The organism is Aquipuribacter hungaricus (assembly GCF_037860755.1).
GTDB lineage: Bacteria > Actinomycetota > Actinomycetes > Actinomycetales > JBBAYJ01 > Aquipuribacter > Aquipuribacter hungaricus.
On sequence record NZ_JBBEOI010000013.1, the window covers coordinates 24,337 to 36,970 of the forward strand.

13 protein-coding genes are annotated in these 12,634 nt (G+C 76.7%); 5 read left to right on the forward strand and 8 right to left on the reverse strand.

Features of this window, described 5'->3' with window-relative positions:
* The gene (locus tag WCS02_RS03835) at positions 1-450 is read left to right on the forward strand and encodes a universal stress protein (RefSeq protein ID WP_340289972.1); all 450 of its coding nucleotides are present in this window, start codon (positions 1-3) and stop codon (positions 448-450) included.
* 49 nt (positions 451-499) lie between these two features.
* Positions 500-2,020 carry a protein adenylyltransferase SelO gene (locus tag WCS02_RS03840; protein WP_340289974.1) on the forward strand — a complete coding sequence of 507 codons (1,521 nt, stop codon included), beginning with the start codon at positions 500-502 and terminating at the stop codon, positions 2,018-2,020.
* Here WCS02_RS03840 and WCS02_RS03845 read toward each other — a convergent pair.
* On the reverse strand, positions 1,996-3,264 hold the full coding sequence (locus WCS02_RS03845) for a YibE/F family protein (protein WP_340289977.1): 1,269 nt from the start codon (positions 3,262-3,264) through the stop codon (positions 1,996-1,998). The two genes, WCS02_RS03840 and WCS02_RS03845, sit on opposite strands and share 25 nt — an antisense overlap.
* A gap of 120 nt (positions 3,265-3,384) precedes the next feature.
* Between WCS02_RS03845 and WCS02_RS03850 the strand changes: the two genes are divergently transcribed.
* Positions 3,385-4,851: an ATP-binding protein gene (locus WCS02_RS03850; protein ID WP_340289980.1), complete on the forward strand. Its 1,467-nt coding sequence runs from the start codon at positions 3,385-3,387 to the stop codon at positions 4,849-4,851.
* Positions 4,848-6,062, forward strand: a complete 1,215-nt coding sequence (locus WCS02_RS03855) for a cysteine desulfurase-like protein (protein WP_340289983.1) — start codon at positions 4,848-4,850, stop codon at positions 6,060-6,062. Before WCS02_RS03850 ends, WCS02_RS03855 begins: the two co-directional genes overlap by 4 nt.
* Positions 6,063-6,072: 10 nt before the next feature.
* Here the strand turns inward: WCS02_RS03855 and WCS02_RS03860 are convergent, their stop codons facing one another.
* The 7 genes from WCS02_RS03860 to WCS02_RS03890 all read right to left on the reverse strand — a co-directional run bounded on the left by WCS02_RS03860 (position 6,073) and on the right by WCS02_RS03890 (position 12,315).
* Positions 6,073-6,246 (reverse strand): hypothetical protein, encoded by a 174-nt coding sequence (locus tag WCS02_RS03860; protein WP_340289986.1) that lies wholly within the window; start codon positions 6,244-6,246, stop codon positions 6,073-6,075.
* A gap of 16 nt (positions 6,247-6,262) precedes the next feature.
* A complete protein-coding gene (gene efeB / locus WCS02_RS03865; RefSeq protein ID WP_340289989.1) occupies positions 6,263-7,549 on the reverse strand; it encodes an iron uptake transporter deferrochelatase/peroxidase subunit in 1,287 nt (428 codons plus the stop codon).
* A 28-nt stretch (positions 7,550-7,577) separates the two neighbouring features.
* Positions 7,578-8,792: an iron uptake system protein EfeO gene (efeO, locus tag WCS02_RS03870; protein ID WP_376983843.1), complete on the reverse strand. Its 1,215-nt coding sequence runs from the start codon at positions 8,790-8,792 to the stop codon at positions 7,578-7,580.
* Positions 8,789-9,667 carry an iron uptake transporter permease EfeU gene (gene efeU, locus WCS02_RS03875; protein WP_340289992.1) on the reverse strand — a complete coding sequence of 293 codons (879 nt, stop codon included), beginning with the start codon at positions 9,665-9,667 and terminating at the stop codon, positions 8,789-8,791. The genes efeO and efeU overlap by 4 nt, the downstream gene beginning before the upstream one ends.
* Before the next feature lie 78 nt (positions 9,668-9,745).
* The gene (locus WCS02_RS03880; protein WP_340289995.1) at positions 9,746-10,879 is read right to left on the reverse strand and encodes a PP2C family protein-serine/threonine phosphatase; all 1,134 of its coding nucleotides are present in this window, start codon (positions 10,877-10,879) and stop codon (positions 9,746-9,748) included.
* 94 nt (positions 10,880-10,973) lie between these two features.
* Positions 10,974-11,792, reverse strand: a complete 819-nt coding sequence (locus WCS02_RS03885) for an Fpg/Nei family DNA glycosylase (protein WP_340289998.1) — start codon at positions 11,790-11,792, stop codon at positions 10,974-10,976.
* Positions 11,793-11,844: 52 nt separating this feature from the next.
* Positions 11,845-12,315, reverse strand: coding sequence for a ribose-5-phosphate isomerase (locus WCS02_RS03890; RefSeq protein WP_340290000.1), 471 nt, complete (start codon positions 12,313-12,315; stop codon positions 11,845-11,847).
* Between the two features lie 19 nt (positions 12,316-12,334).
* On the opposite strand from WCS02_RS03890, the gene WCS02_RS03895 reads away from it, so the two are divergent.
* Positions 12,335-12,634: DUF429 domain-containing protein (locus WCS02_RS03895; RefSeq protein WP_340290002.1), on the forward strand; the 300-nt coding region annotated here is incomplete at its 3' end.

Consider the following 12,634-nt stretch of genomic DNA (forward strand, 5'->3'; position numbering starts at 1 on the left):
GTGCACGTCATCGTGGCGACCGACGGGTCGCGCCAGTCCTTGCTCGCCGCCCAGCAGCTCATGGCCATCGCCGACGTCTCCAAGGTCACCTCGGTGTCGGTGGTCGCCGTGGTGAGCCCGCTGGCGACCGTGCCGTTCGCCAACGAGCTCGGCGGGGAGGGCGACGACCCGGCGGGGGCGGCGCTGAGCTTCCGCGCCGAGGCGCACGCGGCCACCGGCGTCGTCATGGCCGCGCTGCAGGACTGGGGCGCGGCGCAGGTGGACCGGCGCGTCCTCAGCGGGTCCCCGGCGGCGGAGATCGTGCGGGCGGCCAAGGAGTCCTCGGCCGACCTCATCGTCGTGGCCAGCGGCAGCGGCGGCCTCAGCGACACCATCCTGCTGGGCAGCACCGCACAGCGGGTGCAGCACTCCGCCCCCTGCCCGGTGCTCGTCGCGCGCCCCAAGGCCTGACGGCCTGCACCGGCGAGGCCTGCCGGGGCGGCCTCCGTACCCTCGGAGGGTGAGCACCTCGCCCTCCCCCACCTCGCCGTCCGCCACCTCGTCGTCGGTCACCGTCGCCCTCGAGCACCGCTTCGCCGACGAGCTGCCGGAGATGGCCGTGGCGTGGCAGCCCGCGCCCGCGCCCGGGCCGCGGCTGCTCGTGCTCGACGAGGGGCTCGCCGCCGAGCTGGGGCTCGACCCGGCCTGGCTGCGCAGCGAGGACGGCGTCCGGCTGCTCACCGGCGAGCGCGTGCCCGAGGGCGCCCTGCCGGTCGCCCAGGCGTACTCCGGGCACCAGTTCGGCGGGCTGTCCCCGCGCCTCGGCGACGGCAGGGCGCTGCTGCTGGGCGAGCTCGTCGACCGCCACGGGCGGCTGCGCGACCTGCACCTCAAGGGCTCCGGCCGCACCCCGTTCGCCCGTGCCGGGGACGGCCTGGCCGCCGTCGGGCCGATGCTGCGCGAGCACGTGGTCGCCACGGCCATGCACGCGCTCGGCATCCCGACGACCCGGTCGCTGGGCGTGGTCGCGACCGGGCGCCAGGTGCGCCGCGAGACCTGGCTGCCGGGGGCCGTGCTGGCCCGGGTGGCCTCCAGCCACCTGCGCGTCGGCAGCTTCCAGTACGCCGCGCTCACCCGCGACGACGACCTGCTGCGCCGCCTCGTCGACGTGGCCGTGCGGCGCCACCACCCGCAGGCCGCCGACGCCCCGCGCCCCGCCCTGGCGCTGCTCGAGGCGGTCGTCGCCGTCCAGGCCGACCTGGTCGCCCGGTGGATGCTCGTCGGCTTCGTCCACGGCGTCATGAACACCGACAACATGACCGTGTCCGGGGAGACCATCGACTACGGCCCCTGCGCGTTCATGGAGGCTTTCGACCCGGGCACCGTCTACAGCTCCATCGACACCGGCGGCCGCTACGCCTACGGCAACCAGCCCGTCGTCGCCGCGTGGGACCTCGCCCGGCTCGCCGAGGCGCTGCTCCCGCTGCTGGGCGACGACGAGGACGAGGCCGTGGCGGCGGCCACGGCCGTGCTCGACGGCTTCCGCGCCCGCTACGCCGCCGCCTGGCACGCCGGGATGCGCGCCAAGCTCGGGCTGCCCGCCGGCACGGACGACGGCGTCGCCGGGGCGCTGGCGGAGGACCTGCTCCCGCTCCTGCAGGCAGGCCGGGTCGACCACACGTCCTTCTACCGGCGCCTGGCCGACGTCGGGCGGGCCGGCAGCCCGGTCGTCGTCGCGGCGGCGACCCTGTTCCCCGCCCTGGAGGACGCCGACGCGGTGGCCGGGGCGCAGGCCTGGGTCTCCCGCTGGCAGGCCACCGGACCGGACGCGGAGGCGATGGACCGGGTCAACCCGGTGTACGTGCCCCGCAACGCCCTGGTCGAGGAGGCGCTCGACGCCGCCACCGCGGGCGACCTCGGTCCGCTGACGACGCTGCTGGAGGCGGTGTCGTCGCCGTTCGACCGGCGCGCGGGCCTGGAGCGGTACGAGCTGCCGTCCCCCGGAGGCGCCGACGGCTACGTGACGTTCTGCGGGACCTGAGCCGCCGGTCGCAGCCCGGCCGCGACGCTCGCGGCCGCCACCGCGGTGGTGACCGGGATCGCCAGGATCATCCCGATGGACCCCACCGCGGTGCGGGCGATCTCCTCGGCCACCGCGCCGGAGGTGAGGACCTGCTCCAGCGGCTGGTCGTAGAGCCCCAGCAGCAGCATGGTGGGCAGCGCGGCGCCCGCGTACGCGAAGGCGATCGTGTACACGGTGGAGGCCAGGTGGTCCCGGCCCACCCGCATCCCCGACCGGAACAGCTCGCCGAAGCGCGCCGCCGGGGCGAGGGCCCGGATCTCCCAGACCGCCGACACCTGCGTGATGGTGACGTCGTTGAGGATGCCGAGCCCGGCGACCACGAGCCCGCAGAGGATGATCCCGCGCAGGTCGGTGCCGGTGGTCAGCGCGCTGAGCTCGTAGGCGTCCTCGTCGGTCAAGCCGTCGAGGCTGGCCGCCGAGGACGCCCAGACGGCCAGGCCGGTGGTGGCGAGCAGGCCGAACACGGTCCCCACGAGGGCCGCCGTCGTCCGGGTGGAGAAGCCGTGCGCCAGGTAGAGGACGACGGTCAGGAGCGGGACCGACACGCACAGCGCCACGAGGACGGGGCTCTCGCCCTGGCGCAGCGCCGGCAGGACGACGTAGGCCAGCGCCACGTACGTGAGCGCGAGGCCCGCCACCGCGGCGGCCCCCTGGGCGCGGCCGACGGCGACGACGAGCAGGACGAAGCCGACCGCGAGCGCGACGAGGGCCCGCGACCGGTCCGCGTCCACCCAGGAGTAGACGACCTGGTCCGGGTCGGCCTCGACGACGGTGCCCTCGACGGAGACGGTGGCGTTGCGGCCGAGCACGACGCGCTCCCCCGGCTCGACGCCGGCGGTGAACACCTGCGGCGCGAGGGGCACCTCGACGACGTCGCCCTCCTCCGGGCCCGACAGCAGGCGCACCGAGGCGCTGGCGCACAGCACCGACAGCGGGACCGAGCCGTCCTCGAGCAGGTCGGCCGGAGCGCCCTCGCACACCTCGCCGGCGGAACCGAGGACCTCGCCGCGCACCTGGACGTTGTCGGACATGTCGACCAGGGGCCCCGTCCCCGCCACGGCCGCGTCGGCGGAGGGCCACAGCACGGCGAGGCCGACGAGGCTGCCGAGCACGAGCGGCAGCAGGATCCCGAGCATGACGACGAGGGGCCGCCGGCTGGCGACCGACCCGTCGCCGGCGTCGGGGCCGTGGCGCCCGCTCACCGGCGTCCGGTCACGGGGAGGGGGCTCACGTCGGTCGTCGTCACGGCGCACAGTGTGCCCAGCCGGGGCGCGTGCCTGCCCCAGACGGTGCGACGGGCCGTGCTGGGGGAGGATCGGCGCATGGACCCAGGGGCGCACGCGCAGCCCGGGGACGCCGGGGCCGCCGTCCCGCGCTCGCTCACCCTGCCCCCCGACCCGGCGTCGGCCGCCCGTGCCCGGGCGATGCTGCGGCAGGTGCTCGACGCCGCCGGCCGGCAGGAGTGGCTGGACACCACGGAGCTGGCCTGCAGCGAGCTCATCACCAACGCGATCGTCCACGCGCACACGGAGATCGTCGTCACCGTCACGGTCGGCCCCGACGAGGTGCTCGTCGAGGTGCGCGACTCCAGCCCGATGCTGCCGGTGCAGCGCTCCTACGACAGCTACGCCACCACCGGGCGCGGCATGGGGCTGGTGGCCGTCCTCGCGGCCGAGCACGGCATCCGCGACGCCGGCCCGCACGGCAAGACGGCGTGGTTCGTCGTGCGCGGGACGCCGGACGCCGGCGACGGCGACGACCTGCTGGCGGCGTGGGACGACTCCGCCTGGGACGAGGCCACCCGCGACGCGGTGCAGGCGAGCGCCCGCGAGGAGGACCCGGCCGGCGCGGAGGTCGTCCTCCTCGGCATCCCGCCCACGCTGTGGTTCGCCGCCCGCGAGCACCACGACGCGATCCTCCGCGAGCTCATGCTCCACCTGGCCACGGACCACGCGGGGCTGCACGAGCCCGGCTCCCCCGACAGCCCGGACGGCACGGACGGCACGGCTGCCGCCGTCGACCTCGCGGCCGCCGACCTGGCCCGCAGCACCATCTCCACCGCCCTGTGGGCCGCGGTCGACGCCCGCCTCGGCCCCCGGCCGGCGGGCACCCGGCTCCCCGCGCCCACCGACCGCGCGTCGCTCGCGCTCGAGCCGTACGACCTCCGGCTGCGCGTCCCGGACGAGGTGGCCGCCGCCTTCCCCCGCCTGAAGCAGGTCCTCGACCTCGCCGAGCTGCTCGCCGCCGAGGGCCGGCTGTTCGTGCGCCCCGCCCTGCCGGAGGTCGTGGCGGTGCGCGACTGGGCGTGCGGCCAGGTCGTCGCCCAGCACGGCGGGGCCCGGCCCGAGGCCTGGGAGGGTGCCGCGCACGATCGCTTCGTCGCCGCCGGCGTCCCCGTGCCGCGTGCGCACCCGGAGTGGGACACCGCCGAGGTCCGCTCCTCCCCCCGGGCGGTCGTGGCTGCCGACGACGCCGGCCGCGTCGTCGCGGTGAGCCCGTCGATGGCCGCCCTGGTCGGGTGGGACGTCGGCGACCTCGCCGGGCAGCGGATCGTCGCGCTGGTGCCCGCCCGGCTGCGCGAGGCGCACGTGGCCGGGTTCACCCGCCACCTCGCCACGGGCGAGACGGTCATCCTGGGCCTCCACGTGACGCTGCCCGTGCTGCACGCGGACGGGCACGAGGTCGCCTGCCGGGTGCTCATCGAGCCCGCACCCGGCGCCCCCGAGGGCACCGGCCGGTTCCTGGCGTGGTTCGACCCCGCCGGCGACAGCGGCGGGGGCCTCGGGTGACCGCCCTCCCGGTGCTGGACGTCGCCGCGCTGCGGGCCCGGTTCCCGCAGCTCGTCGGGGGGTCCGCGCACTTCGACGGCCCCGGCGGGACGCAGACCCCCGACGTCGTCGCCGACGCGGTGCGCGCCACCCTGCTGGCCCCCCTGGCCAACCGGGGCACCCTGACGCGCGCGGCCCGCAACGCCGAGGCCGTCGTCCAGGGCGCCCGGGCCGCCCTGGGCGACCTGCTCGCCGTCCCGGCGCAGACGGTCGTCGTCGGCCGCAGCGCCACCCAGCTCACCTTCGACCTGGCGCGGACCCTGTCGGCCGGCTGGGGGCCCGGCGACGAGGTGGTCGTCACGCGCCTGGACCACGACGCCAACGTCCGCCCCTGGGTGCGCGCCGCCGAGGCCGTCGGCGCCACCGTGCGCCGGGTGCCCTTCGACCCCGCCACCAGCGAGCTGGTCCCCGAGGACGTCGCGGCGCAGCTGTCCCCGCGCACCCGCCTGGTCGCCGTCACCGGCGCCTCGAACCTGCTCGGCACCCGCCCCGACCTGCCGGCCGTCGCGGCGCTGGTCCACGAGGTCGGTGCCCTGCTCCACGTCGACGGCGTGCACCTGGCCCCGCACGCCGTGGTCGACGTGCCCGCCACGGGCGCGGACACCTTCGTCTGCTCGCCGTACAAGTTCCTCGGTCCCCACCACGGGGTGCTCACGGGCCGCGCCGGGCTCCTGGAGGAGCTGCGCCCCGACAAGCTGGACCCCAGCAGCGACGCCGTGCCGGAGCGGTTCGAGCTCGGCACGCTGCCCTACGAGCTGCTCGCCGGCACCACGGCCGCGGTCGACCTGCTGGCCGGCCTCGTGCCCGCCCCCGACGGGACGGACCGCCGCAGCCGGCTCGTGGCGTCGATGGGCGCCGTCGGACGGCACGAGGACCGGCTGCGCGCCCGCGCCGAGGACGGGCTGCGGGACCTCGGCGCCACCGTCCGGTCCCGGGCGGCCCGCCGCACCCCCACCCTGCTGTGCACCTTCGACGACCACCGGCCCGCCGACGTCGCCCGCGCGCTCGCGGCCGTCGGCGTCGACGCCCCGGCGGGGCACTTCTACGCCCAGGAGGCCTCGCGCTGGCTGGGGCTCGGCGACGAGGGCGGCCTGCGCGTCGGGATGGCGCCGTACACCGACGACGACGACGTCGACCGGCTGCTCGGCGCCCTGGCGGACGTCCTGCGCTGAGCGGCGGGGCTCAGCGGCCCCCGCGCTCCCGCGCCCGGCGCTCGAGGTCCGCCCGCTCGCGCCTCATCCGCTCGCGCGGGTCGTGGCCGGGGCCCAGGGCCGCCGGGCCCGCCACCGTGAGCAGGGCGTACTGGATGTTCCAGCGCACCCGGTACCAGAAGCCGAGCCTGCCGTCGTGGGCCATGCCGGGAGGGTAGTCCTCAGGCGAAGAGCTGCTGGCCGACCCAGCCGCCCTCGGGCGCCCCGGGCGGCACGGCGAACAGGCCCGAGCCGACGTGCTGGAGGTACTCCATGAGCCCGTCCTGCGCGGACATCCGCGTCTGCATCGGCACGTAGTGCGTCGCCGGGTCGCGGACGAAGGCGAGGAAGAACAGCCCGGCGTCCAGGCGCCCCAGCGGGGTGATCCCGTCGGTGTAGTTGTAGCCGCGCCGCAGCATCCGGACGCCGCCGTTGGTGCTCGGGTGGGCGAGGCGGACGTGCGCGTTCTCGGCGACCAGCGGGAGGCCGCCACGGCCGGCCATCGCCAGGTCCGGCTCGTCGTGCTCGGTGCCGCCGGACAGCGGCGCGCCCTCGCCCTTGGTCCGGCCGACGACGGCCTCCTGCTCGCGCAGCGACGTGCGGTCCCACGGCTCGATGGTCATGGCGATCCGCCGGGCGACCAGGTACGAGCCGCCGGCCAGCCACGCGGTCGAGGCGTCGGTGTCGGCGTCGGGGACCCAGACGTGCTCGGCGAGCGCGTCGTCCTGCTGGGCGGTGATGTTGGCGGTGCCGTCCTTGAACCCGAACAGGTTGCGGGGCGTCACCTGCTCGTCCGACGTGGTCGCCGTGCGGCCGAAGCCGAGCTGGGACCAGCGCAGCGAGGCGGTGCCGAAGGCGATCCGGGCGAGGTTCCGGACGGCGTGCACGGCGACCTGGGGGTCGTCGGCGCAGGCCTGGACGCAGAGGTCGCCGTCGCTGCGGGCCGGGTCCAGGGCGTCTGCCGGGAAGTGCGGCAGCCGCTCCAGCGACGCGGGCCGGCGGGCGGCCAGGCCGAAGCGGTCGGTGCCGTCGGCGGTCTGGAACAGGCCGGGCCCGAAGCCGATGGTGATCGTCAGCCCGGCGGGCGGCAGGTCCATCGCCTCGCCGGTGTCGTCCGGCGGCGCGTCGTAGGCGCCGGAGGCGGGGTCGCCCTCGCCGGCCGGTGCACCGCGGGTCATCCGCTCCGCCGCCACCGACCACGCCTGGAGCATGGCGACCAGGTCGTCGCGGCTGGTGGTCGTCACGTCGAAGGCGGCGAAGTGCAGGTGGTCCTGGGCGGGCGTGGTGATGCCGGCCTGGTGCGGCCCGTGGAACGGGTAGGCCGTGCCGTCGCCGGCGCCGCGGTCCGGGCGCAGGACGTCGTCCAGACCGGTGGCCGCCGCGGTCGCGGCGGCACCGACGCCCAGCGCGAGCCCCCCGGCACCGGCGCCGGCGAGGCCGAGCAGCCGGCGACGGCTGACGCCGCTCACGGACGGCACGCCACGGGCGCGGCAGCCATCAGGCCAGCACCGCCGAGGTCAGCCGCGACAGCGGCTCGGACAGGGCGTTGACCGCGTCGGACAGGCCGCGGACCTCGGCCTCGTCGAGCTCGGTGTACAGGACGTACCCGTCGCCGGAGCGCTGGGCGTCCAGCAGGACCTGCAGCTCGTCGAAGCGGGTCGCGATCTCGTCGGCGAGGGCCTCGTCCTTGGTCCGCAGCAGCGGCTCCAGGCCCTCGAAGCCGACCCGGGCGCCGTCGACGTTGCCCTGGAAGTCCCACAGGTCGGTGTGGGAGAAGAACTCCTCCTCGCCGGTGACCTTGCCGGTGGCGACCTCGTCGAGCAGACCCTTGGAGCCGTTGCCGATCTGGTCGGCGGTGAACGTCATGTCCCGGGTGCGGTCGTACAGCTCCTGGGTGTCCGCGACGAGCCGGTCGGCCATCTCGGTGCGGCCGGCGGTGTCCAGGCCGACGTAGCCGGCCTCGGCCTCGGCGGGCCACAGGTCCTTCTCCAGCCGGTGCCAGCCGGTGAACTCGTCGCCGGGGGCCAGGTCCGCCTCGCGGGCGTCCATGCTGGGGTCGAGGTCGCCGAAGGACTCCGCGACGGTCTCGATGCGCTCCCAGTGCAGCCGGGCGTCCGGGTAGAGCGCGCGGGCCTCGTCGTCGGAGCCGGCCACGTAGAGGTCCCGGAACTGCTGGGTCTTGGCCAGCAGCTGCTCGGTCTGGTCGCGGACGTAGGCGGCGTAGGCGGTGCTGGCCTCCTCGACGAGGACGGCCTCGTCGCCGGTCGGCGCCAGGTCCGCGCCGGAGTCGGTGACGGTGAACGCGGCGCGGATGCCGTCGCCGACCATGCCGGGCTTGCACGCGGTGAAGTACTCCCCCGGCGGGGTGGCCACGACGAGGTCGCGGGACAGGCCCGGGGCGATGTTCTCGACCTCGCCGACGATGCGCAGGCCGTCCTCGGCGAGCAGGTAGAACTCGGTGACCTCGTCGCCGGTGTTCGTCACGGCGAAGCGCAGGGTGCCCGAGGGCGCCTCGGTCTCCGAGACCTCGCAGGAGGAGTCGGTGGCGTCGACCGCGAGCGCCCCGGCCCCGGTGCCCTCGGAGTTGTCGGTGCAGCCGGCGAGCAGGACGAGCGAGAGCGCGGCCGGCACGGCGGCGGCGCGGCGCGCGGCGGGACGGAGCAGCACAGGGCGGAGCAGCGCGGGACGGACAGCTGTGGGACGGGCGTTCACGCCGTGACCTCCGAGGTCGTGGTGGGGGTGGCGGCGGCGGTGCCACCGGGGGCGGGACGGGGGCGGGGCCAGGCGCGGCGCAGGAACAGCGCCATGGTGGGCAGGACGTAGCCGACCCACGCGACGGCCTCGAGGACCGTGGTCGCCGGGGAGAAGTTGAAGACGCCCTTGAGCAGCACGCCGTACCAGGAGGTCGGCGGGACGACGTGGGAGACGTCGAAGGCGAGCGTGGTCAGGCCCGGCAGCACGCCGGCCTCCTGCAGGTCGTGGACGCCGTAGGCGAGCACGCCGCCGGCCACGACGACGAGGAAGGCGCCGGTGACGAGGAAGAACCGGGACAGGTCGATCCGCAGCGCGCCGCGGTAGACGAGGTACCCGAGCACGACGGCGGTGAGGATGCCCAGGGCCGCCGCGAGCAGCGGCGCAGAGCCGGCCCCGGCGGCGCCGGCGGTGGCGCGGGTGGCCGCCCACAGGAACAGCGCGGTCTCCAGGCCCTCGCGGCCCACGGCGAGCGCGGCGACGACGACGACGCTGCGGCGCCCGGCCTCGGCCGCCCGGTCGACCTGGCTGCGGAGCTCCCCGGAGATGGTGCGGGCGGCCGCGGCCATCCAGAACACCATCCACGTGACGAAGCCGACGGCGACGATCGACAGCGAGCCGCCGATGAGCTCCTGCGCCTCGAACGTCAGCCCGCGCGGGCCGTAGGTGAGCGCGGCGCCCACGCCCATGGAGACGAGCGCGGCCGCGGCGACGCCGGTCCACACCCAGGGCAGCAGGGCGCGACGGCCGCTGCGGACCAGGTAGGCCACGAGGATGCTGACGACGAGCGCCGCCTCGAGCCCCTCGCGGAGCCCGATCAGAAAGGTGCCGACCACCGTGACCCATTCCCGTGAGGGTTGCCTTACCTGACGGGTGGACGGTACGGCACGGCAGGCGGTGGGGTCGACCGGGGGTCACTGCCTCCAGACGACGACCACGGTCCGGTCGTCGTCGGCACCCGCGCGGGGCGCGTCGACGCCGGCCTCGGCCGCGCCGGCGAAGCCGCGCCGCACGTGGCGCACCAGCTGCCCGGTGAGCCGGTCCAAGCCGTAGGCCAGGTCCCGGCCGCGGTTCTCCACGACGCCGTCGGTGTAGAGGACCATCGCGTCGCCGCGCTGCAGCCGGCCGCGGACCTCGGCGTACCCGCCGCCCGCGAGCAGCCCCAGCGCCGGCTCCTGCACCGCGGGGACGACCTCCCACGCACCCGAGCCCGCCCGGTGCTGCACGGGCGGCGGGTGCCCGGCGGTGCGGACCGCGTACTCCCCCGTCGCCGGGTCGAGGACCAGGTGCAGCGCGGTCGCGAAGCCCTCCTCCCACTCCTGGCGCAGCAGGTAGGCGTTGGCCGCGGGCAGGAACTCCGCGACCCGGGAGCCGGCGAGCAGCCCGCTGAGCCCGCCGGACAGCAGCAGCGCGCGCGTCCCCGCGGCCTGGCCCTTGCCGGACACGTCGACGACGACGACCTCGAGCGCGCCGGCCCAGTCGACGTCCTGCGGGCCGAGCTCCCGGGAGCGGCCGGTGCTGGGGCGCACGACGGACAGGACGAAGTCGCCGGAGAACCCCTCCCCGTTGGCCGAGCGCTGGGCGACCTCCATCCGGACGCCGTCCGGCAGCCGTGCCGGCAGGGCCTGGGCGCGCAGCCGGTCGCGGAGGTCCACGAGCATCTGCTGGCCGGTGTTGCCCTGGACGCCGAGCACCTCGCGGGTGCGGACGAACCCGGCCATGAGCACGGCGCTCAGCACGATGATGACGACCACCCCGGGCGTCACCTTGTACTCCGTGCTCCACCGCAGCAGCCCGGAGACGGCGACGCACGCGGCGATCACCGGGTACAGCAGCAGCAGGTACCTCAGCTGGAGGAAGTAGCCCGCCAGCAGCACGAGCAGCACCGCCGACGCGGTGGGCACCCACGTGACGAACGTGCCGCTGGCCACGGCGAACAGGACGCTGAGGCCGGCGAAGACGAGGAAGACCGCGGGCTGGTTGTGGGGCCATCCCCCGGTCCAGCCGGCCGCCCTCGCGCGCACGGCGGCAGCACGGGACCGGGGCACGCGGCGAGCCTAGGGGCCGGTGCCGCCCGCAGCGAGGACCGCGAGCGTGACGCACCGGGCACGCTGCGTCCTCACCCGTCCGGGGGCCGACCGGTCAGGCGGCCTGGCAGACGGGGCACCAGTACAGCCGCCGGCCGACGAGGTCGGCGACCTGCACCGGGGTCCCGCAGAGCCGGCACGGCAGGCCGTGGCGGCGGTAGACGTAGAACCGGTCCTCGCGGCGCGCCTGCCCGCTCACCCGGTCCCGGTGCTGCCGCTCGGTGGTGACGATGTGGCCCGCCCGCACCCCGGCGCGCATGAGCACGACCAGGTCGTCCCAGACGTGCTGCCAGTCCGCCTCGGCCACGGCGCTGCCGGGCAGCATCGGCGCCAGGCCGGCCCGGAACAGCACCTCGGCGCGGTAGACGTTGCCGACGCCCGCCAGGACGGACTGGTCCATGAGCAGCGCCGCGACCGCCTGGCGGGACCGGTGCACCCGCTCCCAGGCGCGCTCCGGCTCGGCGTCCTTGCGCAGCGGGTCCGGGCCCAGGCGCGCGAGCAGCGCAGCGCGGCCGGCGTCGTCCATGAGCTCGCACGCGGTGGGGCCGCGCAGCTCGGCCCAGGCCGGCTCGTCGCCGGGCCCGACCAGCCGCAGCCGGAGGGCGCCGCGGGGCTCGGGCGGCTCGCCGGTGCCGAGCAGCCACTTCCCGTACAGCCCCAGGTGGACGTGGAGGAACCGGTCGCTGCCGGGCGGGGCGTCGAAGCGCAGCAGCAGGTGCTTGCCCCAGGCCTCGGCCCGGTCCATGACCAGCCCGTCGATGGCGGCGGCGCCCGCGGCGAAGCGGCCCTGCGGGCTGTCGGCCCGGAGCTCGACGCCGCCGAGGTGGGCGGACAGCTGCCGGGCGGACCGGTGGACGGTGTGGCCCTCGGGCATCAGGCGGTGCCGGGGGCCGGGCGGCGGCGGGCGCCCGCGGGGTGGGGTCGGCTCACGCGGGCAGCGGCGGCAGCTCGCCGTCGCTCTCCCACCGGCTCAGCTGGTCGATGCGGCGCTGGTGGCGCGGGTCGCCGCTGAAGTCCTCGGCGAGGAACGCCCGGACGAACCCGGTCGCCTCCTCCGCCGTGTGCATCCGGGCGCCGACGGAGACCACCTGCGCGTCGTTGTGCTGGCGGCCGAGCCGGGCGGTCTGCTCCGACCAGGCGAGCACGGCGCGCACGCCGGGCACCTTGTTCGCCGCGATCTGCTCGCCGTTGCCCGAGCCGCCGACGACGACGCCGAGGCTGCCGGGCTCGTCACGGGCGCCCAGGGCCGCCCGCAGGCAGAAGGGCGGGTAGTCGTCGGCGGGGTCGAGCACGGCGGGACCGTGGTCGACGACGTCGTGGCCGTCGTCGGTCAGCGCCTGCACGAGGTGCTGCTTGAGGTCGAAGCCTGCGTGGTCGGACCCGATGTGGACTCGCACGGGTGGCATTGTGTCGGACGTGCGGGTGGTCGGGGTCGACGGGGTCCGGGGCCGGTGGCTCGCGGCGCTCGTCTCGCTCGACCCCGAGGGGTCCGCGCCGGCCACGGTGACCTGGGACCTGGGCAGCGCGGCCGCCGTGCTCGGTCCCGCGGCCGGGGAGGACGTCGCCGCGGTGGGCATCGACGTGCCGGTCGGGCTGGTCCCCGCCGGCCACCGGGAGGCCGAGCAGCAGGCCCGGGCGCTCCTGGGCGGCTCGGCCAGCAGCGTCTTCGCCACCGCCCCGCAGCCCGCCCTCGCGGTCGCCCGGCGCCTCGGCGGC